Here is a 19,989-nt window from a genome sequence, read left to right on the forward strand (position 1 = left end):
TGGCGCCGCCGTATTCCTCGGCCACGGTGATGCCGAGCACGCCCAGGTCGCCCATCTTCTTCCAGGTGTCCATCGGGAACTGGTCGGTGCGGTCGATTTCGGCGGCGCGCGGGGCCAGTTCGGCCTGGGCCCAGGCGCGCACGGAGCTGCGCAGCATCTCGATGTCTTCGCCCAGATCGAATTTCAGGCCTGGCAGTTCGGTCATGTCGGTCTCCTGTTGGAATCGGTGTGTGTGTCAGCCAGCTCAGACGTGGTCCAGGGTACGGACCACGCATAGCGTCATCAGCATGGTGGCCACCTGCTTGCGGCGGCCGTCCTGCTCGACGTAGACATCGCCCTGCGCCACGATCAGCGTGCGCCCGGGCTTGAGGACGCGGCCCACCGCCACCAGGCGTTCGCCCTGGGCGGGGGACAGCAGGTTGATCTTGTACTCGGCGGTCAGGCCCGCCTCGCCTTCGCCCACCAGCGACAGCGCGGCGTAGCCGCAGGCGCTGTCGGCCAGCGCGCCGACCGCGCCGCCGTGGAAGAAGCCGTGCTGCTGGGTCACGCCGTCGGACCATGGCATCGCGATCTCGACCTCGCCGCGCTCCACGCGCTGCAGCGTGGCGCCGAGCGTGGTCATCAGCCCTTGCCGCGAGAAGCTGGTGGCAATGGCGTCGGCGCGCGCGGCGGACAGCGCTTCGGGTTCAGCGGGGACGGCACTGGCGTTGGCTAACGTCATGTCGGGATTCCGGTGGAAGGCGTTGGATCGCGGGGCGCCGCCGCAGTGACGGCGGGCTGTCCGGCTATTCTATTGACGTTTACGTAAACGTCAATCCCGTCCGGCACGGAGGCGGGACGAAGTGATGCGTCAGGCCGATCTGACGCGGGGCGGCGCATCGCCATCTTCACTCGGCGGAGTCGTCCCGCCAGTCTGCGCGGCCAGCAACGCCTTGCATTGGCGTTCGTGCTGGTCGATTTCGGCCAGTTGCGCCTGCAGGTCTTCCATCTGGCGCTCGAGCGTGCGGCGGTGATCGGCCAGCGAGTGCAGGAACCGCTCCAGTTGCGGGGCGGTGTCGCGTGGAGACTCGTACAGATCAAGAATCTCACGGATCTCGTTGAGAGTGAGCCCTAACCGCTTGCCGCGCAGCGTCAGCTTCAGCCGGGTCCGCTCGCGGCCGTTATAGACGCGCTTGCGCCCGCCGGGGCCCTCGCGGTCGGGTGACAGCAGGCCCTGGTCCTCGTAGAAACGGATGGCGCGGGGCGTGATGTCGAACTCGCGCGCGAGATCGGTGATGGTGTAAGTAGCGGAGCCGGGGGATTGCGTGACTGCCATGGTGCGCCCAGGAAGTGAACGGTCGTTCGTTGCGGAATCAAGTTTTCGCTTAAGATGGAGACGAACCGCTTGAGTTGACGTTTACGTTAGCGTCAACCCTGGCGACTGGCAACTAGCGCTTACACCCCCTGGCACTGACGCAGCAACAAGAAAGCCCGCCTGCCCCGCGATCCCCCGATCCTCCGGCACAAGGCTTCGACCACGAGACTCCTCATGAACGCACTCGAACACCAGCTCCAATACCCGTTCGGCGACACCATGCCCGAGCCCGGCACCAAACAGGAAGTCGCCCCCGGCGTCTACTGGCTGCGCATGCCGCTGCCATTCGCGCTCGACCACATCAACCTGTGGCTGCTGCGCGACCGCCTGGACGGCCGTGACGGCTGGACCATCGTCGATTGCGGCATCACCAACGACACCATCAAGGGCCACTGGGAAACCATCTTCGCCAACGAGCTGGAAGGCCTGCCGGTGGTGCGCGTGCTGGTGACGCACAGCCACCCGGACCACGTCGGCCTGGCGCACTGGCTGTGCAAGCGCTTCGGCGTGCGGCTGTGGATGAGCCTGGGCGACTATATGAGCGCGCGCGTGATGGGCAGCGGCACCGGCGCCGGCTCCAGCGCTGGCGGCGACGGGGCCGCCGCGCACTTTGCGCTGCACGGCCTGACCGATCCGGACAGCCAGGAAAAGCTGCGCGCGCGCAAGACCTATTACCCATCGCTGGTGCCGGAGCTGCCGGCGCAGTACCGCCGGATGATGGAGGGACAGACAGTGCGCATCGGCACCGATGCGGCGACGTCCGGCTGGCGCGTGATCACCGGCTTCGGCCATTCGCCCGAGCACGTGGCGCTGTATAACGAAGCCACCAACGTATTGATTTCCGGCGACATGGTGCTGCCGCGCATCTCGACCAATGTCAGCGTGTTCGACATGGAGCCGGCGGGCAATTCGCTGCAGCTCTACCTGGATTCGCTGAGCAGGTACGAGCCGCTGCCGCAGGACGTGCTGATCCTGCCGTCGCACGGCCGTCCGTTCCGCAACCTGCATACCCGCATCAACCAGCTGCGCGAGCACCATGTCGACCGCCTCGCCGAAACACTGCAAGCGTGCCGCGAGAAGGCCTGCAGCGCGCACGACATCGTCAGCGTGATCTTCAAGCGCCAGTTCGATATCCACCAGATGACCTTCGCCATGGGCGAGTCGCTGGCGCACCTGCATTGCCTGTGGCATCGGGGCGAGCTGGTGCGCGAGACCGGCGACGACGGCGTGATCCGTTTCCGCGCCGCCTGAGGCTGGGCTACCGAGGGCGATCTAGTTGGCGGCCGCCAGCGCCGCCAGGTAGCGCACGCCCTCGACGGCGCGGCTGCCGTACCACGACAGCATCTCGCCATCGACCAGCAGCACCGGCTTGCCGAGCTGGCGCTCGAGCGCGTCGGCGTGGTCTTCGGTAAAGCGGTAGGGTTCGGTCGACAGCAGTACAAGGTCGAGCTCGCGCACCAGCGCGTCGCTCCAGCGGAAGCTGGGATAGCGCTCGCCGGGGGCATTGGGGCGGCTGCAGTCGCCGCTCAGGTCCCCCACCCCGCAGGCTTGCACGGCGTCATTGGGACCCGGCCAGGTCTGCCAGTTGGCCAGCGCCAGCATGCGGCTGATATAGGTGTCGCGCGACACCGTCATCCACGGATCCTGCCAGATCGCGTACAGCACGCGGCGCTGTGGCCAGGGTCGTGCGCGGATCGCATCCAGCTCGGCTTGCAGCGCGGCGCAGAGCGCCTCGGCTTCGGTGTGGCGCCCGAAGATGCCGCCCAGCAGCCGGTACAGCTCAAGATTGTCCTCCGGCGCGCACGGATGGGTGACGATCACGTTGGGCACGAAGCCGCGGATCTCGTCGACGGTCTCGCGCCGGTTCTCGTCGATATTGACCACCACATGCGTGGGCGCCAGCTCGCGCAGCCGCGCCACCTTCACGTCCTTGGTGCCGCCGACCTTTGGCACCGCGCGCACCGCCGGCTCGGGATGGATGCAGAAGCCGGTGCGCGCCACCAACTGCCCGCCAAGCCCGAGCGCGAACAGCAGTTCCGTGACCGACGGCACCAGCGAGGCGATGCGCGCCTCGCCGCTGGCGGCGGCGTGCTGCTGGCCGATCGCGTCGCGCCACATGGTCAGGGCTCCTGACTTTGCGCGCGCCGCGGCTTGCGCGGTGCGCCCGCGGCCAGCGCGTCGTACAGCCAGCGCGGCATCACGTGCAGCAGCGCCGCCACTACCCCCATCGGCCACGGGATGACGCGGAAGCGCCGGCCCGCGGCAATGACCCGCACCGCCTTGCGCGCGAACACGTCGGCATCGGTCAGGAACGGCATGCGGTAGGGATTGTGCGCGGTCATCGGCGTGCGGATATAGCCCGGCGCGATCGTGACCACGCGGATGCCATGCTGGCGCTGTTCCAGCCGCAGGCTTTCCAGCAGCTTGATCACCGCCGACTTCGACGCGCTGTAGGCGCCCGCACCGGGCAGACCGCGCACGCCGGCGACGCTGGCGATGCCCACCAGCGTGCCGCGCCGCCCGAAGTGGCCGGGCTCGCGCGCCTGCATCGCATGCATGAAGGGCTGGAAGGTGGTCAGCACGCCGAACCAGTTGGTGTCCATCACCTGGCGGAAGGCGTCGAGGTCCTCGCGCTCGCTGGCGACGGTGCCGACCGAGACGCCGGCATTGGCGATCACCACGTCAGGGCAGCCGAAATGGTTCAGGAAGTCATCGGCCGCGCGCGCCATCGCATCGGCATCGCGCACATCGGCGCCGTAGACGCGCACCGCGCCCGGGTTGGGCAGCGTGGCGACAAACTCGCGCAGCGCCTCCTCGCGGCGGGCGACCAGGCCCAGGATGGCGCCTTGCGCGGCGTATTCGCGCGCGAGGGCCTGGCCTAGTCCGCTGGAGGCGCCGGTGAGGAAGACTTTGAGGGGACGCATGGTAGGCAGGCGACTGTCCAAAATAGAAAAGGCTGGTACATCGTACCAGCCAGTCAGCTATTCGCAGATCTATGACAATCCCGTTTGGGTGCGCCCTCTCCCGCTTGCGGGAGAGGACAGCAAACCCTCAGCATGCGAAGGTCGTCAGCAGATTACAGCTTCTTCCCCCGCACCTGCTCCACCAGATAATCCATCGTCTGAATCGCACTACCCTTGGTACCGGCGATCGACGGCGAAGTCACGTACTTGCCCTGCACCACCACCGTCGGCACGCCGTCGATCTTGTACGCATCCGCGATCTTGTTGGCGCGCTGCGAGTTGGTGGTCACCGTGAACGAGTTGTACGCATCCAGGAAGGCCTTGCGGTCGACACCGTTCTTGGCCATGAAGTCGGCGATCTCGTTGGCGTCGAGCATGCGCTTGCGGTCGACGTGGATGGCGTTGAAGACTTTGTTGTGCATGGCGTCGAGCTTGCCGATCGCTTCCAGCGCATAGAAGATCTTGGTGTGCGGCAGCAGGTCGTCGCGGAATGCGACCGGCACGCGCTTGAACACCACGTTGTTGCCTTGCTTCTTGACCCAGGCTTCCAGGTCGGGCTCGAAGTCGTAGCAGTGCGGGCAACCGTACCAGAAGAACTCCGTGACCTCGATCTTGCCCGGCGTGACCGGCTGGGCGGCCTTCAGGACCTGGTATTCCTTGCCCTCGGCGGGTGCTGCCCGGGACGGGGCGGACATCAGCAGGCCGCCCACGGCGGCGAACATGGCGAACAGTGCGGCGAGTTTCTTCATTTGGTGCGGCCTTGCGGTTTGGACGATGAGCGTATGACCGCGGCGGCGGCGTCCGGTTCAGCGGGGCGCCTTCCGCGGCGGTGACAAGGTGTTGCGGTGGTTACCGGGTATTAATCAGCGGCCGGCGGGTGCGGCCATCCGCCACACCCGCCCGGGTTAACGCCTGACCCTGCGGTCCGGCTTACTGCTTGGTGAAGCGGATCACGGACGCCTCGAAACCCGACGACTGCAGGCGCTCGCGCGCCTTGTTCATGTCCTCGATGCGGTTGAACGGCCCCATGCGCACGCGGTACATCTTGACGCCATTGACGTCGCGCTCGGTGATCCTGGCCTCGAAGCCCTGCATCGCCAGGTTGGCCTTCTGGCGGTCGGCGTCGTCGGACGAGCGGAACGCGCCCACCTGCAGCAGGTAGCCGACCTTGTTGGCATCGGCCTGGGCGATCTCGGCGATCGGGTCGGCCACCGGCTTCTCGGCCGGCTTGGTGGCGACGGGCTTGTCGGTGGTGCCGTTGGGCTTGTCAGCCGGCCGTTCCGTCGGCAGCGGCTTCTCGGACGGGCGCGCCACGGCCACCGGCGGCTGCTGGCCGTTCTGTCCATTCTGTCCATTCTGTCCATTCTGGCCGTGCTGGGCGCTCTGGCCACTCTGACCGTTCTGCTTGACCTCCGGCTCGGGTGCCGGGCCCACCGGCTTGGCCGGGGTCTTGCTCCACAGCGGCTTGTTGGGGTCGGTCGGACCCTCGTCGGCGCGCTGCGCCGGCGGCGGCAGCTGGCTGGCGACGTTGCCCGGCTCGCTCGGCCGCGGGGCATTCTTCTGCTGGAACGGCGTCGGCGACTTGGTGATGTACAGGGCGACCACCACGGCGATGGCCAGCCCGACGATCAGGCCGAGCACCAGGCCCAGGAACGTACCACCGCGTTGCTGGCTGCGGCGGGTCTTGCGCGGATCGCGCTTGCGTTGCTGTTGCATGAAGTCCTCTTTGGTGATGCCGGGATTATAGAGCCAGTGCCGCCATCGGCAGCACCGGCCCGGGGCGCGCGGCCCCGTGCGCCCCGCTCGCCATGAACGGGCGCGCCGGACGTCTCATTACATGCGGCGCGGCGCCGACACGCCGATCACGGCAAGGCCATTGCGCAGCACCTGGCGCGTCGCGGCCAGCAGCGCCAGCCGGGCGCGCTTGACGGCCTCGTCGTCCACCAGCACGCGGTCGGCGTTGTAGAAGGCGTGGAAGTCGCCGGCCAGGTCGCGCAGGTAGAAAGCCACCGCGTGCGGCGCCAGCTCGGCGGCCGCGTCCGACAGCATGTCCGGGAACTCGGCCAGCCGGCGGCCCAGCGCCTGCGCCTGCGCGCTGGCTTCGGGGCCGGTCACGGCGGACAGGTCGGCGCCGGCCAGCTCGGCCAGGCGGGCCTCCCATTCCGCGCCACCCCACGACTCGAAGATCGAGCAGATGCGGGCGTGGGCGTACTGCACGTAGTACACCGGGTTCTCGTCGTTCTGCTTGAGCGCCAGGTCGACGTCGAATACGAACTCGGTATCGGCCTTGCGCGACAGCAGGAAGAAGCGCACCGCGTCGCGGCCGCGGGTGAAGTGCTCCGGCCAGTCGGCCATGCCCGCTTCCAGGCAGCCGCGGATGGTTTCTTCGCTGCCGTTGGACCATTCGATCAGGTCGCGCACGGTGACATAGGAGCCGGCGCGCTTGGAAATCTTGACCTCCTCGCCGTTCTTCATCACGGTCACCATCTTGTGCAGCACGTAGTCGGGATAGCCCTGCGGGATGCCCATGTCGAGGCCCTGCAGGCCGGCGCGCACGCGCGCGATGGTGCCGTGGTGGTCGCTGCCCTGCACGTTGATGACCTTGGTGAAGCCGCGCTCCCACTTGGTGGTGTGGTAGGCCACGTCCGGCACGAAGTACGTGTAGGTACCGTCGCTCTTCTTCATCACGCGGTCCTTGTCGTCGCCGTCGTCGGTGGTGCGCAGCCACAGCGCACCCTCGCTCTCGTAGGTCTTCCCCCTGGCGACCAGTGCCTGCACCGCGGCATCGACGCGGCCGTCGCTGTACAGCGACGATTCCAGGTAGTAGCGGTCGAACTTGACGCCGAAGGCCTGCAGGTCGATGTCCTGCTCGTTGCGCAGGTACGTCACCGCGAACTTGCGGATCGACTCGATGTCCTCGACGTCGCCCGACGCGGTCACCGGCTCGCCGTCCGAGGCGCTGACGGTCTTGCCGGCGAGGAAGTCGGCGGCGATGTCGCCGATGTAATCGCCGTTATAGGCGGCCTCGGGCCACTCGGCGTCGCCCGGCTTCAGGCCGCGCGCGCGCGCCTGCACCGACAGCGCCAGGGTCTGGATCTGCACGCCGGCGTCGTTGTAATAGAACTCGCGGTGCACGTGGAAGCCCTGCCACGACAGCAGGTTGGCCAGCGCGTCGCCCAGCGCCGCCTGGCGGCCGTGGCCGACGTGCAGCGGGCCGGTCGGGTTGGCCGAGACGAACTCCACCAGCACCTGGCCGTGCACGCCGCGCTCGCGCGCGCCGTAGTGGTCGCCCTCGGTCAGCACCGCGCGCAGCACGTCGGCCTTGGCCGCCGGCGTCAGACGCAGGTTGATGAAGCCGGGGCCGGCGATCTCCATGGTCTCGACCAGCCCCTGCGCGCGCGCGTCGGCCTGCACGGCGCCAACGATGCGCTGCGCCAGTTCGCGCGGGTTGCTCTTGAGCGCGCGCGCCACCTGCATGGCGACGTTGCAGGCGAGGTCGCCGTGGGCGGCCACCTTGGGCCGCTCGAAGGTGACGGCGGGCAGGTTGGCATCGGCCGGGGCGAGCGCGCGCACGGCATCGGTGAACGCGGCGGCAAGATTGGAGGTCTGAACAGGCAGCATGGATGTCGGAAGCCCTGTGGGCAAGGTATTCAGGCACCGCCATTTGGGCGGGGCCGGTGCCGGGAAGGCGGCAAGTGACGGCAAAGGAACGCCGCGCCGCATGACAGGCATTGGAATCGGGAACGCGGAATTTTATCAGGTGCTATGCTGACATCATGCGCGAGGATGGCCCCGGGCCACAAACGCGGCTACAGTTTGCGAAGTTTCCCCCCTCGGGAACGCCCCTGCATCTCCGTGAAAGGAAACCAATCATGCTGATCACCTTCAAATCCCACGCTGCGCAGGACCTGATCATGATGAAGGATCTGGCCGTTACGCTGCTGGGCATCATCGGCAAGCATCTCGGGGAACGAGGGGTGATCACTGTCGAAGAACTGCCGCACGCGATCCACAGGCTGGAAGCCGCAGTGGCCGACGCCCGCGCCCACCCGGCCAGCCCGGCGGTGGAGGCGGAAGGCGCCAACGAGGACGAAGAGGAAGAGCCGCTGCACCTGGGCCAGCGCGCCTATCCGTTCCTCGACATGCTGCGCGCCTCGCACCGTGAAGGCGCCCACGTGCTGTGGGGCGTCTGAGCACCGATCCGATCAGGGCGGGCCGGGCCTGAGAGGCCGCGGCCCCTCCCAGCCTCACCCGCACCCCATTTCCGTACGCACAAAAAAAGACGCCCGGCACCGCTGTCGGGTAGCCGGGCTTCCGGACGAGGGTTCCGGAAAGGGGGGGAATGCTTGCGGGGAACGCCGGCGTGGCCGGCGGGTTCCCAAGCTGGATGTTCCTGTCTCTGGCTATGGCTTGCTGTGGCCTTATTCCTCGTCGTGATGACGGCCATTGGCCAGCAGCACGCCGATCAGCGCGCCGACCGCCGCGGCGATCGCCACCGCCTTCAGCGGGGATTCGACCACGCGCTGGCGGGATTGCTCGACCGCGCCGTCCATGCGCTCGCGGGCACGCATCACGCTGTCGGTGGTCTGGGCGCGCAGGCGGTGCGCCATTTCGCTGGCGCGCTCGCGCAGGCGCTGCCCCGCGCGCAGGCTCTCGGCAGAGCCTTCGCGCGCCAGCACTTCGATGGTGTGCTCGAGCTGCGCGATCAGTGACTTGACCTCGCCGGACAGCGGCGCCGTCGCGTCGCGCGTATCCCGCGCGGCGTGCTTGATATGGCTGATGGCGCTGTCGGCACTGTCAGACAGGTGGTTCAGTTCCTTCCGGACTTTGGGGTTCTGCGTCAGCATACGGTCTCCTCAGGTGTCGGTAGGCGGAGGGAGAAACCGGCCGGAGCCGGTACTAGCGCCCTCTGCGGACGAGGCCCATTACCGCGGCAACCAGCGCCACGACCAGGAAGATGAAGAACAGGATCTTGGCGATTTCCACCGCGCCGGCGGCAATACCGCCGAAGCCGAAGATCGCAGCGATCAGGGCGATGACGAAAAATACGAGTGCATACTGCAGCATGGCTAGGCTCCCGAAGATGTCGGACCAGGCCAGCGCACTGGCTGGGCCCATGTGAGGGCTTGCGCCAAGGGGTGCAAGCTCATAGCCTCATCGTAGGAAGCCAGGGGGCGCCCCAATACCGACAGCGAGCCGATTCCGCTGTCAGCCGAGTCCTACAACAAGTCGATCGTCCCCCACGCGCCCCGGCATCCCGGTTGACCCATGTCGGTCAATGTGATTCCATGGGCCCTCCCTGGCGCTGCGCGGGCAAGCGGCGCGCCTCCACTACAGGAATTGCCCCATGTTCAAGCAGTCATTCCTTCCCCACACCCTGCTGCTGGCGGGCGGCATCGTGCTGACGCTGGCGGTGCTGGTGGCGTCCGAGACCGGCAATATCCGGCTGCGCGAAAGCTATAACGATGTGATTCGCTCGCAGCGGGTGCAGACCGAGCTGGCCGCGCTCAACGGCGAGCTGGTCAATGCCGAGGCGGGCCAGCGCGGCTTCCTGCTGACCGGCAAGGAAAGCTACCTGGAGCCCTATTACAAGGCGCTGCCGCGCATCGCCGAGCTGATGGCGCAGATCCGCGCCGACTACGCCAACGATCCCGAGGCGCTGAAGCTCTTCGGCGACACCTCCAAGCTGATCAACAGCAAGCTCAACGAGATGGCGCTGACGCTGGTGTACGGCAAGCGCGACCTGGAGGTGGCGCTGGAGCTGATACGCACTGACTACGGCAAGCAGACCATGGACAACGCACGCCGCGGACTGGACCAGCTCCAGGCGCGCGAGGCGGGCTCGGTCTCGCACCGGCTCGAAGGCGCCGAGAACGACGTGCAGCTCTCGCGCTACGGTATCGGGCTGCTGACGGCGATCAACATCACCCTGCTGATCGCCGTGGGCGTGGGCCAGGCCAAGCGGCTGTCGATGGCCGAGGCGGTGCGCACGCAGCTGGAAGAGGAAAGCGTGAAGCTGGACCGCAAGGTACGCGCGCGCACGCGCCAGCTATCGGCGCTGGCCGCCCACCTGCAGCGCGTGACCGAGGACGAGAAGACACGCCTGGCGCGCGAGCTGCACGACGAGCTCGGTGCGATCCTGACGGCGATCAAGCTCGACCTGCACTGGGTGCGCCGCCAGATACAGCAGGACCACGCGGTGGCCGCCGAGCGGCTCACGCGCGTGATGCTGCACGTGGACCAGGGCATCCAGATCAAGCGCCGCCTGATCGAGGACCTGCGCCCGACGGTGCTGCTCAACCTGGGCCTGCGCGCGGCGGTATGCCAGCTCGTGGAGGAAGTGGGCGCGCGCAACGACTGGCAGACCGAGGTCAGCGTGCCCGAGGACCTGCCGGCGCTGCGCGACGAAGCCGCCATCGCGCTGTACCGGATCGTGCAGGAGTCGCTGACCAATGCCAGCAAATACTCGGAAGCAAAGCACATCGAGGTGCGGCTGGCGTGCCAGCACGAGCTGCTGACGCTGACCGTGCGCGACGACGGCAAGGGGCTGCCGCCGGACTTCGAGGCAGGCAGCATTGCCGGCCACCACGGGCTGCTGGGCATGGAGCAGCGCGTCACCGCGCTGGGCGGCAGCATGCAGATCGATTCCTCCGAGCACGCGGGCGTGCGCATCCAGATCGAGGTGCCGCTGACGGCGTCGGTGCTGGCGCCGGCAGAGGAGCCGGAAGGCCAGGAGCCGGCGCGGGCGTGAGGGAATACTGAAAGGGGTTCAGGACGCCGGCGCCGCGTGTTCCTCGATCACGCGGAACACCTGCTCCAGCTCGAGCGACTTGTCGAAGAAGTAGTCGGCGCCGGCCTCGGCGCACTGGCGCCGGTACATGTCCACCTGGGCATGGTTGGTGTAGACGATGCGCACCGTGCCGTTGTCGTTGCGCTGCATCGCGCGCAGCACATTGATGCCGTTGCCCTGGCGCAGCTGCAGGTCGACGATGGCCACATCGTATTTGCCGGCGGCGAGCAGGCGCAGGGCCATCGCCTCGGTATCGGCCCAGTCCACGTTCTCGATAAACGGGAAATCCTTCAGGTATTCGAGCAGCATGCCTCGCAGGACCGCCGAGTCTTCAATCAGCAGTATGCTCAGCGCCCGGTAGGATGTGTTCGAAGCCTGCTCCGACATATTTGATATTGCTGGCCCGGTCCGTCGCGGCCCTACCCGCCAGCCGCCGGGGCGGCCCGCGGTGTGGCGCTATTCGACCAGGCCGTTCTTGATGGCGTAGTAAGTCAGGTCCGCGTTGGTCTTCATGCCCATTTTTTCGAGGATGCGGGAACGATAGGTACTGACGGTCTTGACGCTGAGAAACAGTTCGTCGGCAATCACCGACACCGACTGGCCGCGCGACAGCTTGCAGAAGATCTGGAACTCGCGCTCGGACAGCATCTGGTGCACCGGCTGCTCGGTCGGCTTGTCCAGCCCCCCGATCAGCAGGTCTGCCACCGTGGCACTCACATAGCGCCGGCCCTGCGCCACCGTGCGGATGGCCTTGACCAGGTCGTCCGGCGCGCTTTCCTTGGTCAGGTAGCCGGAGGCGCCGGCACGGATCAGGTTGATCGCGTACTGGTCTTCCGGGTAGGTGGAAAGGATCAGGACCGGCAGCTCGGGCTTGCGCTGGCGAATCAGCTTGAGCACGTCGATGCCGTTGCGGTCGGGCATCGAGATGTCGAGAACCAGGACATCGAATTCGGCATCGCGCAGTTGCGCCATGACTTCGTCGCCGCTTCCGGCTTCGCCTGTCACCTGGATGTCGGGCTCTTCGGAAATGAACTGGCGCAGCCCGGCACGCACAATCTCGTGATCGTCAGCGATCAGGACGCGGATCATGTGGGGCTCCACGGGGGTTGAACTGCATTGAGCGGACCGGCACTTTCCCCGGTGCTTCGGGTGCAGGCGGAACCGCTTGCGATGCTGTCATTGTAGTGCCGCCCGGGAGCGCAGGCTGTCGGTGTCAGGCTGACATGATGCGAGGCCACAACGCGTAGAACGCACATGGCCCGCGGGCGAGGCGGCAGGCGCGCCGCGCCGGGCATCAGCGCGCATGTGGGCGCGCACAAAAGCAAAGCGGGACGGAGGGGATCCGTCCCGCTTTGCTGCGGCGCGTCAGGCGATGGCTAGTCCCGGGAGGGGGCCCGCCGCGCCGCGAGGGCTGCTAGTACCGCAGGGGCTTACTGGGCCTTGGCGCCCGCTTCGGCACCGGCGTTCACACCCACGCTGGCGTCTGCCTTCGACTTCTTGGTCGACTTGGCGGCATGCTTGTCTTGCTTGTCGCGCTTGGTCTTGCTGCCGGCCTCGGCCTTGGCGCCGCCGGTGGCATCGGCTGCGGCGCCGGTGCTCTTGTCTACTGCCACGCCGGCGGTCGACAGGCCCTTGTCGGCAGCCGTACCCGCCGCCGACAGGCCCTTGTCGGTGGCCGCGTTCGCGGTGGCCAGGCCCTTGTCAGCCGCGCTGCCCGCAGTGGACAGGCCCGACTGCGCGGCGCCGGTGACCGGTGCGGTGCTCACCGAAGCGCCTGCGTCGGCCTTGGTACCCACGGAGACGCCGGTGCCTTGCGCCATGGCAAGCGAGGAAGCGGCGGCGATCGACAGAGCGGACAGGGAGATCAGCAGTTTCTTCATGGACAGACTCCTTTCAGGATGCCCCGCGGCGAAACATTCGCCGCGGTGTTCACGCCCTGGTGTTTGCGTGAATCGAGCCCTCAGTCTAGGGACCCAGGCTGCGCCGGTCTGTGAGGAGTTGAAAGGCTGTGTAAGGAGTTGTGTTGCGCCGCAAACTGCGCCGCTACGCGCCTGGAACGCCTGCCGACGCGGTATTTCCCTGCCAGATCAAGGCCGTGGCAGCATGGCGGCGCCGGTGAAGGCGCCGCCATGACGTCGCACCCCGTTACAGGTTGGGTGCCAGCGCGCGCTCCAGCGTGGCGCGGTCTTCATGGCGGCGTGCCGCCATGTCGTCCAGCTGGTCCTGGCCGATCTTGCCGATGGTGAAGTATGTCGACTCGGGATGCGCCAGGTAGAAGCCGCTGACCGAGGCGGCCGGCGTCATCGCCAGCGACTCGGTGATGCCCATGCCGATCTCGGCCGCGTCGAGGAATTCGAACATGGGGCCCTTGACGGTGTGCTCCGGGCAGGCCGGATAGCCGGGCGCGGGGCGGATGCCGCGGTACGACTCGGCAATGAGCTGCTCGTTGCTGAGCTGCTCGGCCGCGTCATAGCCCCACAGGTCCTTGCGTACGCGCTCGTGCAGGCATTCGGCGAAGGCCTCGGCGAGGCGGTCGGCCAGCGCCTTGAGCATGATCGCGCTGTAGTCGTCGTGGTCGGCCTCGAACTGGGCTTCCTTCTTCTCCACGCCCAGACCAGCGGTGACCGCGAACATGCCGACGTAATCGGCGATGCCGCTGTCCTTCGGCGCCACGAAGTCCGCCAGGCAGCGGTTGGGCCGGCGCACGCCGTCGACCACCGGGCGCTCGCTCTGCTGGCGCAGGTTGTGCCAGGTGAGCGCGACCTTGCTGCGGGTCTCGTCGGTATAGATCTCGATATCGTCGTCGTTGACGGTATTGGCCGGCAGCAGCGCGATCACGCCGTTGGCGGTCAGCCAGCGGCCCTGGATCAGGCGCGACAGCATCGCCTTGCCGTCCGAGAACACCCGGCGCGCGGACTCGCCGATGATCTCGTCGTTGAGGATGTCGGGGAATTTGCCGGCCAGGTCCCAGGTCTGGAAGAACGGACCCCAGTCGATGTAGTTGGCGAGCTCGGCCAGGTCGTAGTTGCGGAACACGCGCCGGCCGATGAACTTGGGCCTGGGCGGGACGTACGTGCTCCAGTCGAGCGGCGTCTTGTTGGCGCGTGCCTGCGCCAGCGTCACCATCGGCGTGGCCTTCTTGTTGGCGTGCTGGGTGCGGATGCGGTCGTAGTCGGCCTTCAGTTCGTCCAGGTACTTGGCCGCACCGTCGTCCGACAGCAGGCTCGACGCCACGCTGACCGAGCGCGAGGCGTCCGGCACGTACACCACCGGGCCTTCGTAGTTGGGCGCAATCTTCACCGCGGTATGCACGCGCGACGTCGTGGCACCGCCGATCAGCAGCGGGATCTTCTTCATGCGGAAGTAGTCGTCGCGCTGCATTTCCGCGGCGACGTAGGCCATCTCTTCGAGCGACGGCGTGATCAGCCCCGACAGGCCGACGATGTCCGCGCCTTCGACCTTGGCACGGGCCAAAATCTCGTTGCACGGGACCATCACGCCCATGTTGACCACTTCGAAGTTATTGCACTGGAGCACCACCGACACGATGTTCTTGCCGATATCGTGCACGTCGCCCTTCACGGTGGCGATCACGATCTTGCCGCGCGCCTTCACATCGCCGCCGGCCTCGGCCAGCAGGCGCTTCTCTTCCTCGATATAGGGCAGCAGGTGTGCCACCGCCTGCTTCATCACGCGCGCGCTCTTGACCACCTGCGGCAGGAACATCTTGCCGGCGCCGAACAGGTCGCCGACGATGTTCATGCCGTCCATCAGCGGGCCCTCGATCACCTCGATCGGACGGCCGCCGCGCGCCTCGACCTGCTGGCGGACTTCCTCGGTGTCTTCGACGATAAAGGTGGTGATGCCATGCACCAGCGCGTGCGCCAGGCGTTCGCCCACCGGCACCGGCTGCTCGGGGGTGCCGCGCCAGGCCAGGTTTTCTTCCTTCTTCGCGCCGCCGCCCTTGAAGCGGTCCGCAATCTCCAGCAGCCGATCGGTGGAATCTTCGCGGCGGTTCAGCACCACGTCTTCCACCCGCTCGCGCAGCTCGGGATCGAGCTGGTCATACACGCCGAGCTGGCCGGCGTTGACGATGCCCATGTCCATGCCCGCGCCGATGGCGTGGTACAGGAACACGGTGTGGATCGCCTCGCGCACCACGTCATTGCCGCGGAACGAGAACGACACGTTGGACACGCCGCCGCTGACCTTGGCATATGGCAGGTTCTGCTTGATCCAGCGCGTGGCCTCGATGAAATCGACCGCGTAGTTGTTGTGCTCCTCGATGCCGGTCGCGACCGCGAAGATATTCGGGTCGAAGATGATGTCTTCCGGCGGGAAGCCGACTTCGTTGACCAGGATGTCGTAGCTGCGCTTGCAGATCTCGGTCTTGCGCGCGAAGGTATCGGCCTGGCCCTGCTCGTCGAAGGCCATCACCACCGAAGCGGCGCCGTAGCGTCGGATCAGCTCGGCGTGGTGGCGGAACTGCTCCTCACCCTCTTTCAGCGAAATCGAGTTCACCACCGGCTTGCCCTGCACGCATTGCAGCCCGGCCTCGATCACCTCCCACTTGGACGAGTCGATCATGATCGGCACGCGCGCGATATCGGGCTCGGAGGCGATCAGATTCAGGAAGCGAACCATGGCGGCCTTCGAGTCCAGCATGGCCTCGTCCATGTTGATGTCGATGATCTGCGCGCCGTTCTCCACCTGCTGGCGCGCCACCGCCAGCGCCTCGTCGAACTGGCCGTTCAGGATCATCCGCGCGAAGGCCTTGGAGCCGGTCACGTTGGTACGTTCGCCGACGTTGACGAACAGCGTGTCGTCGTCGATGGTGAAGGGCTCGAGGCCCGACAGGCGCATCGGGCGCGGGGGCAGTTTGTTGTCGCTCATGGTTTTTGGCTCCGGCTCAGGCGGCGTCGCGATACTGGCCGGGCCAGGTGCGGGGTTTCTTGTCGGCCACGCGCTGGGCGATGGCGGCGATATGCTCGGGCGTGGTGCCGCAGCAGCCGCCCACCAGGTTCACCAGGCCCGAGGCGGCGAACTCTTCCACCAGCGACGACGTGACTTCAGGCGTCTCGTCAAAGCCGGTATCGCTCATCGGGTTCGGCAAACCCGCGTTCGGGTAGCACGACACCGCGGCATCGCAGATCTTGGCCAGCTCGGCGATATACGGGCGCATCAGCGTGGCGCCGAGCGCGCAGTTCAGGCCGAACGTGACCGGGCGGGCGTGGCGCAGGCTGTTCCAGAACGCTTCCACGGTCTGGCCCGACAGGATCCGGCCCGACGCATCGGTCACGGTGCCGGAAATCATCACCGGCACGCGCTCGCCGGTGTCTTCAAACAGCTGGTCGATGGCGAACAGCGCGGCCTTGGCGTTGAGCGTGTCGAAGATGGTCTCTACCAGGAACACGTCGGCGCCGCCTTCGAGCAGGGCCTTGCCCTGTTCGTAGTACGACAAGCGCAGCTCTTCGAAGGTCACGTTGCGCGCGCCCGGGTCGTTGACGTCGGGCGAGATGCTGGCGGTCTTGGGCGTGGGACCGAAGGCGCCGGCGACAAAGCGCGGCTTGTCCGGCGTGCTGTACTTGTCGCAGGCGGCGCGCGCCAGGCGCGCGGCCTCGACGTTCATCTCGTACGCCAGGTCGGCCATCTTGTAGTCTTCCTGCGCGACCCGGGTGGCGCCGAAGGTGTTGGTCTCGATCAGGTCGGCACCCGCGGCAAGGTATTGCTCGTGGATCTCGCTGATGACCTCGGGCCGCGTCAGCAGCAGCAGTTCATTGTTGCCCTTCACGTCCACCTTGTGTTCGGCAAAACGTTCGCCGCGGTAGTCGGCCTCGGTCAGCTTGTAGCGCTGGATCATGGTGCCCATGGCGCCGTCCAGGATCAGGATGCGGTCTTGCAGCAGCCGGGGCAGCTCGGCTGCCCGGGTGTAGGGGCGCGGCGCGGCGGGCGCGCGGGATTCAGGGGCACTCATGGCGGGGACTCTGGAAAGGCGGCCGCGGATCGGTGGTGGATCGACGGTGGGCCGCTGGTGTGGCCGATGGCGGCCAAAGAGGTGCGATTTTATCAGGTGTATCAAGGCCTTGCGGTTGCCTGTCCCACGCTGTACGGCCTACACTGAGAGACGTAACAGTCACCGCAATCGCCCCCCAGCCCTTTTTCCGCCGACCATGCAACACCTCAGCCCCGCCGATGCGCAGAACCTGCTCGAGCAGTCGCCCGAGACGTTGTTTGTCGACTGCCGCAGCGAAATGGAATACCTGTTCGTCGGCCATCCCAAGGGTGCGCACAACGTGCCCTGGAACGACGGCCCGGACTGGGAGGTCAACCCGCATTTCGTGCAGATGGTGAAGAAGCTGGCGGGCCAGGCGTCGGCGCGGCCGGTGCTGCTGATCTGCCGCAGCGGCAACCGCTCGTCGGCGGCGGCGCGGGCGTTGGAAGGCGCCGGCTTTTCCAATGTCTACAACGTGCTGCACGGCTTCGAGGGCGATCTCGATGCGCAGCGCCACCGCAATACGATCAACGGCTGGCGTCACGACGGGCTGCCGTGGGAGCAGTACTGAGCTTCTCTCTCGCGCAAGAAAACAAAAACGCCCGCCGAAGCGGGCGTGAACCCTCGTCCTGATTCCTTCGCCGCGCCGCTCAGTGCATCACCAGCGGATGCGTCATCACATTGTCGAACTTGCCGAGGAAGTCGTCGACTTCCTCCACCGACGGCTCGCTTTCGATCAGGCGTTTCACATCGGCGCGGAAGCTCTCGGCCAGCTGGCCGCCGAGAAAGATTTCGCGCTTCAGGTTCTTGTCCACGATTTCATAGCCGCCAAACTCGAGCGGCGCCTGATCGACATCCGCACCGAATTCCACGATGCAGTAGTTGTCGCTGTTGTAGATCATTTGCATGGCACACCTCCTGGGCGTCATGGGTGGGCGGCATGCCCTTGTGATTCTTGCCTCGTTGATGCCTTGAGGGGGGCGCCGCGGCTTTACCTCCAAACTTGGGGTGACCCGCGTGAAATCAAGCGTTGCTGCGCGATCACTGCCTTGCCACGATTTGCTGACTACGTTAGCTGCGTTCCTAAGTTGGGCATCGGCCAATGCAACAAGTTTCTTGAGTCTTCTACATCAGTGTGTTGTCTGTCACGGAACGTCGCACTGGCCTCCACAGGCGGCGTTGCCAAGAAATGCGTCCAGAATGGCGTGGAAGCGTTCCGGCTGCTCCACGTTCACCAGGTGCGCCGCCCCAGGCAGCACTTCCAGTCGGGCGCCGGGGATGGCTGAAGCAATGCTCTGCGCCATCGACACCGGCGCGCCCTGGTCGAGCTCGCCCGCTACTACCAGCGTAGGACAATGGATGCGGGAAAGCGCGCCGCCGAGATCAAAAGCCATGATTGCCTGCGCTACACCCACGTAACCACGTACTGGCGTGGCCATCAGCATGTCGCGGATTCGCGACACTTCATCCGGATGGCTGGCGCGGAAGGGCTCGGTGAGCCAGCGATCGAGCGTGGCCTCGGCCATGCCGGCCATGCCGTGCGCCTCGGCCTGGCCGATGCGGTTATGCCACATCGGGTGCGCTTCCAGCGGCGTATGGCTGCTGGTTGCCACCAGCGCCAGCGACAGCAGCCGCTCGGCATGGCGCAGCGCCAGCGTCTGGCCGATCATGCCGCCCACCGACACGCCGCAGACATGTGCTTGCGGGATCTGCAGCGCGTCCATCACCGCGACAACGTCGTCGGCCAGCCGCACCATGGTGTAGGGGCCCAGCGGCGCTTCGCTGCCGCCATGGCCGCGCAGGTCGGGACGCACCACGCGGTAGCGCGACGCCAGGTGCTGCGCGGTGGCGTCCCACAACGCGTGGTTGGCGGCCAGCGCGTGGACCAGGATGACCCACGGCCCGTCGGCCCCGTCCACGCGCACGTACAGCTCGGCGCCATCGGCATGGATGCGGTGGGTTTCGGAAGCTGGCGTGGCAACGGTCATGGCTGGACTCCTTGCGGTTGGCGATACGTATGAGTGTAGACAGCGCTACTGGCCTGCCGCTCCCCGATAGACCAGGTCGATCTGGGTGCCGTCCGGTTCCGTCTGGCGCAGGCGCACCGGCATCCAGCCCAGCGACTGCGCCAGCCACAGTTCGACGCGGCGGCGGTCGTTGGCGCGCCGCTGCAGCCGCACGAAGTGCTTCGCACGCACCACCCCAATGCCGGTGTCGATGTCTTCCTCTCCAACATACTGCACTTGCATCGGTTCCACATCGCGCGTGTCGCCTACAAGGAACGTTTCCGTCACACCCGGTGTGACATAGCGCTGCGGATTGCCCCGCACCAGCCCCACCAGCTGCAGGAAAACGCTGAAGCGATCCTGCGATCCGGGCGGGAACTGCGCCTGCGCGCCCGAGGCCAGCACGGCCGTGCCGGCCGCCGCATCGAAGCGCGAGGCCTCCATCTTGTTGCGGCGCCGCTCTTCGTAGCGTTCGGGCACCAGCCCCTGCTCGGCCATGGCGCCGCTGCTCTGGAAGGCGAACTTGAACCACAACACGCGCGTTTCCACTGCGAGCCGGTAGCGCCTGCCGTCCTGTTCCCAGCGGATCAGGCCGTCGGGGTTCTGCACGCCGTTGACGAAGCTGGCGTAGTGCATCGTGGCCGATGGCGGCGCGTTGTAGCGGGTGCCATCCGGAGCCCCCTGGGGGCCGCCGGCCGGGCCCTGAGCAGGGGCCGCCGGCCCCGCCGCGGTGCCCTCGCCGCCGGTACCAGCCGCCATCTCCGCCTCGCCCTGAGGGCTGGTGGCCAGCGGCGGTGCCGGCGCTTCCTGGGTTTCAGGCTCGGGCGCAGGCGCCGGCGCTGCTGGTTTCGGGCGCGGACGCGGGGCGGGACGGGGCTTGGGCG

At 67.0% G+C, this 19,989-nt stretch carries 22 protein-coding genes; 4 read left to right on the forward strand and 18 right to left on the reverse strand.

Translation table 11 applies throughout. The annotated features are described in order from the left end of the window. From AB1I47_RS30740 to AB1I47_RS30750, 3 genes are all read right to left on the reverse strand, one after another. The coding region (locus AB1I47_RS30740) for an acyl-CoA dehydrogenase family protein (protein WP_354687447.1) at positions 1-205 on the reverse strand (205 nt) is incomplete at its 3' end. 39 nt (positions 206-244) lie between these two features. Further along, positions 245-721 (reverse strand): PaaI family thioesterase, encoded by a 477-nt coding sequence (locus AB1I47_RS30745; RefSeq protein ID WP_354687448.1) that lies wholly within the window; start codon positions 719-721, stop codon positions 245-247. 129 nt (positions 722-850) lie between these two features. Further along, the gene (locus tag AB1I47_RS30750; RefSeq protein WP_354687449.1) at positions 851-1,315 is read right to left on the reverse strand and encodes a MerR family transcriptional regulator; all 465 of its coding nucleotides are present in this window, start codon (positions 1,313-1,315) and stop codon (positions 851-853) included. A 213-nt stretch (positions 1,316-1,528) separates the two neighbouring features. Here AB1I47_RS30750 and AB1I47_RS30755 point away from each other — a divergent pair, with 213 nt between their 5' ends. After that, a complete protein-coding gene (locus AB1I47_RS30755; RefSeq protein ID WP_354687450.1) occupies positions 1,529-2,605 on the forward strand; it encodes an MBL fold metallo-hydrolase in 1,077 nt (358 codons plus the stop codon). Positions 2,606-2,626: 21 nt separating this feature from the next. On the opposite strand, the gene AB1I47_RS30760 is transcribed toward AB1I47_RS30755, so the two are convergent. From AB1I47_RS30760 to argS, 5 genes are all read right to left on the reverse strand, one after another. Then, the gene (locus tag AB1I47_RS30760; RefSeq protein WP_354687451.1) at positions 2,627-3,472 is read right to left on the reverse strand and encodes a helical backbone metal receptor; all 846 of its coding nucleotides are present in this window, start codon (positions 3,470-3,472) and stop codon (positions 2,627-2,629) included. Positions 3,473-3,474: 2 nt separating this feature from the next. After that, positions 3,475-4,278: an SDR family oxidoreductase gene (locus tag AB1I47_RS30765; protein WP_354687452.1), complete on the reverse strand. Its 804-nt coding sequence runs from the start codon at positions 4,276-4,278 to the stop codon at positions 3,475-3,477. Positions 4,279-4,430: 152 nt separating this feature from the next. Next, complete coding sequence (locus tag AB1I47_RS30770; RefSeq protein ID WP_354687453.1) at positions 4,431-5,066, reverse strand: thiol:disulfide interchange protein DsbA/DsbL; 636 nt, start codon at positions 5,064-5,066, stop codon at positions 4,431-4,433. A gap of 181 nt (positions 5,067-5,247) precedes the next feature. Continuing rightward, complete coding sequence (locus AB1I47_RS30775; RefSeq protein ID WP_354687454.1) at positions 5,248-6,033, reverse strand: SPOR domain-containing protein; 786 nt, start codon at positions 6,031-6,033, stop codon at positions 5,248-5,250. Between the two features lie 117 nt (positions 6,034-6,150). Next, complete coding sequence (gene argS, locus AB1I47_RS30780) at positions 6,151-7,938, reverse strand: arginine--tRNA ligase (protein WP_354687455.1); 1,788 nt, start codon at positions 7,936-7,938, stop codon at positions 6,151-6,153. 251 nt (positions 7,939-8,189) lie between these two features. Between argS and AB1I47_RS30785 the strand changes: the two genes are divergently transcribed. Next, positions 8,190-8,510: a DUF1840 domain-containing protein gene (locus tag AB1I47_RS30785; RefSeq protein WP_354687456.1), complete on the forward strand. Its 321-nt coding sequence runs from the start codon at positions 8,190-8,192 to the stop codon at positions 8,508-8,510. A 228-nt stretch (positions 8,511-8,738) separates the two neighbouring features. Here the strand turns inward: AB1I47_RS30785 and AB1I47_RS30790 are convergent, their stop codons facing one another. Beyond that, complete coding sequence (locus AB1I47_RS30790) at positions 8,739-9,164, reverse strand: DUF883 family protein (protein WP_354687457.1); 426 nt, start codon at positions 9,162-9,164, stop codon at positions 8,739-8,741. Between the two features lie 52 nt (positions 9,165-9,216). Then, a complete protein-coding gene (locus AB1I47_RS30795) occupies positions 9,217-9,384 on the reverse strand; it encodes a DUF1328 domain-containing protein (RefSeq protein WP_010812883.1) in 168 nt (55 codons plus the stop codon). Between the two features lie 280 nt (positions 9,385-9,664). Here AB1I47_RS30795 and AB1I47_RS30800 point away from each other — a divergent pair, with 280 nt between their 5' ends. Next, positions 9,665-11,068 (forward strand): sensor histidine kinase, encoded by a 1,404-nt coding sequence (locus AB1I47_RS30800; protein ID WP_354687458.1) that lies wholly within the window; start codon positions 9,665-9,667, stop codon positions 11,066-11,068. Positions 11,069-11,086: 18 nt separating this feature from the next. Here AB1I47_RS30800 and AB1I47_RS30805 read toward each other — a convergent pair whose 3' ends face one another. The 5 genes from AB1I47_RS30805 to AB1I47_RS30825 form a co-directional block, all read right to left on the reverse strand. Further along, on the reverse strand, positions 11,087-11,494 hold the full coding sequence (locus tag AB1I47_RS30805) for a response regulator (RefSeq protein ID WP_354687459.1): 408 nt from the start codon (positions 11,492-11,494) through the stop codon (positions 11,087-11,089). A gap of 69 nt (positions 11,495-11,563) precedes the next feature. Further along, positions 11,564-12,196, reverse strand: coding sequence for a response regulator transcription factor (locus tag AB1I47_RS30810; protein ID WP_354687460.1), 633 nt, complete (start codon positions 12,194-12,196; stop codon positions 11,564-11,566). A 341-nt stretch (positions 12,197-12,537) separates the two neighbouring features. Continuing rightward, the gene (locus AB1I47_RS30815; RefSeq protein WP_354687461.1) at positions 12,538-12,987 is read right to left on the reverse strand and encodes a hypothetical protein; all 450 of its coding nucleotides are present in this window, start codon (positions 12,985-12,987) and stop codon (positions 12,538-12,540) included. Positions 12,988-13,252: 265 nt separating this feature from the next. Further along, positions 13,253-16,000, reverse strand: coding sequence for a methionine synthase (gene metH, locus AB1I47_RS30820; protein WP_354687462.1), 2,748 nt, complete (start codon positions 15,998-16,000; stop codon positions 13,253-13,255). A gap of 16 nt (positions 16,001-16,016) precedes the next feature. Beyond that, positions 16,017-17,081, reverse strand: a complete 1,065-nt coding sequence (locus tag AB1I47_RS30825) for a homocysteine S-methyltransferase family protein (RefSeq protein ID WP_354687463.1) — start codon at positions 17,079-17,081, stop codon at positions 16,017-16,019. Positions 17,082-17,277: 196 nt separating this feature from the next. Between AB1I47_RS30825 and AB1I47_RS30830 the strand changes: the two genes are divergently transcribed. After that, entirely contained in the window at positions 17,278-17,670 is a 393-nt protein-coding gene (locus tag AB1I47_RS30830) for a rhodanese-like domain-containing protein (protein ID WP_354687464.1), read from the forward strand. A gap of 79 nt (positions 17,671-17,749) precedes the next feature. On the opposite strand, the gene AB1I47_RS30835 is transcribed toward AB1I47_RS30830, so the two are convergent. The 3 genes from AB1I47_RS30835 to AB1I47_RS30845 all read right to left on the reverse strand — a co-directional run. Next, complete coding sequence (locus AB1I47_RS30835) at positions 17,750-18,007, reverse strand: BTH_I0359 family protein (protein ID WP_354687465.1); 258 nt, start codon at positions 18,005-18,007, stop codon at positions 17,750-17,752. Positions 18,008-18,244: 237 nt separating this feature from the next. Next, complete coding sequence (pcaD, locus tag AB1I47_RS30840; RefSeq protein WP_354687466.1) at positions 18,245-19,087, reverse strand: 3-oxoadipate enol-lactonase; 843 nt, start codon at positions 19,085-19,087, stop codon at positions 18,245-18,247. 45 nt (positions 19,088-19,132) lie between these two features. Further along, on the reverse strand, positions 19,133-19,989 hold an 857-nt coding region (locus AB1I47_RS30845), incomplete at its 5' end, for a DUF3108 domain-containing protein (RefSeq protein WP_354687467.1).

The sequence above is a fragment of the Cupriavidus necator genome, assembly GCF_040578825.1.
In the GTDB taxonomy this organism is placed as follows: Bacteria; Pseudomonadota; Gammaproteobacteria; order Burkholderiales; family Burkholderiaceae; genus Cupriavidus; species Cupriavidus necator_E.

Coding starts and splice junctions, on each gene's coding strand:
- AB1I47_RS30745 (WP_354687448.1), bottom strand. CDS start 721: ATGACGTTAGCCAACGCCAGTGCCGTCCCCGCTGAACCCGAAGCGCTG.
- AB1I47_RS30750 (WP_354687449.1), bottom strand. CDS start 1,315: ATGGCAGTCACGCAATCCCCCGGCTCCGCTACTTACACCATCACCGAT.
- AB1I47_RS30755 (WP_354687450.1), top strand. CDS start 1,529: ATGAACGCACTCGAACACCAGCTCCAATACCCGTTCGGCGACACCATG.
- AB1I47_RS30760 (WP_354687451.1), bottom strand. CDS start 3,472: ATGTGGCGCGACGCGATCGGCCAGCAGCACGCCGCCGCCAGCGGCGAG.
- AB1I47_RS30765 (WP_354687452.1), bottom strand. CDS start 4,278: ATGCGTCCCCTCAAAGTCTTCCTCACCGGCGCCTCCAGCGGACTAGGC.
- AB1I47_RS30770 (WP_354687453.1), bottom strand. CDS start 5,066: ATGAAGAAACTCGCCGCACTGTTCGCCATGTTCGCCGCCGTGGGCGGC.
- AB1I47_RS30775 (WP_354687454.1), bottom strand. CDS start 6,033: ATGCAACAGCAACGCAAGCGCGATCCGCGCAAGACCCGCCGCAGCCAG.
- argS (WP_354687455.1), bottom strand. CDS start 7,938: ATGCTGCCTGTTCAGACCTCCAATCTTGCCGCCGCGTTCACCGATGCC.
- AB1I47_RS30785 (WP_354687456.1), top strand. CDS start 8,190: ATGCTGATCACCTTCAAATCCCACGCTGCGCAGGACCTGATCATGATG.
- AB1I47_RS30790 (WP_354687457.1), bottom strand. CDS start 9,164: ATGCTGACGCAGAACCCCAAAGTCCGGAAGGAACTGAACCACCTGTCT.
- AB1I47_RS30795 (WP_010812883.1), bottom strand. CDS start 9,384: ATGCTGCAGTATGCACTCGTATTTTTCGTCATCGCCCTGATCGCTGCG.
- AB1I47_RS30800 (WP_354687458.1), top strand. CDS start 9,665: ATGTTCAAGCAGTCATTCCTTCCCCACACCCTGCTGCTGGCGGGCGGC.
- AB1I47_RS30805 (WP_354687459.1), bottom strand. CDS start 11,494: ATGTCGGAGCAGGCTTCGAACACATCCTACCGGGCGCTGAGCATACTG.
- AB1I47_RS30810 (WP_354687460.1), bottom strand. CDS start 12,196: ATGATCCGCGTCCTGATCGCTGACGATCACGAGATTGTGCGTGCCGGG.
- AB1I47_RS30815 (WP_354687461.1), bottom strand. CDS start 12,987: ATGAAGAAACTGCTGATCTCCCTGTCCGCTCTGTCGATCGCCGCCGCT.
- metH (WP_354687462.1), bottom strand. CDS start 16,000: ATGAGCGACAACAAACTGCCCCCGCGCCCGATGCGCCTGTCGGGCCTC.
- AB1I47_RS30825 (WP_354687463.1), bottom strand. CDS start 17,081: ATGAGTGCCCCTGAATCCCGCGCGCCCGCCGCGCCGCGCCCCTACACC.
- AB1I47_RS30830 (WP_354687464.1), top strand. CDS start 17,278: ATGCAACACCTCAGCCCCGCCGATGCGCAGAACCTGCTCGAGCAGTCG.
- AB1I47_RS30835 (WP_354687465.1), bottom strand. CDS start 18,007: ATGCAAATGATCTACAACAGCGACAACTACTGCATCGTGGAATTCGGT.
- pcaD (WP_354687466.1), bottom strand. CDS start 19,087: ATGACCGTTGCCACGCCAGCTTCCGAAACCCACCGCATCCATGCCGAT.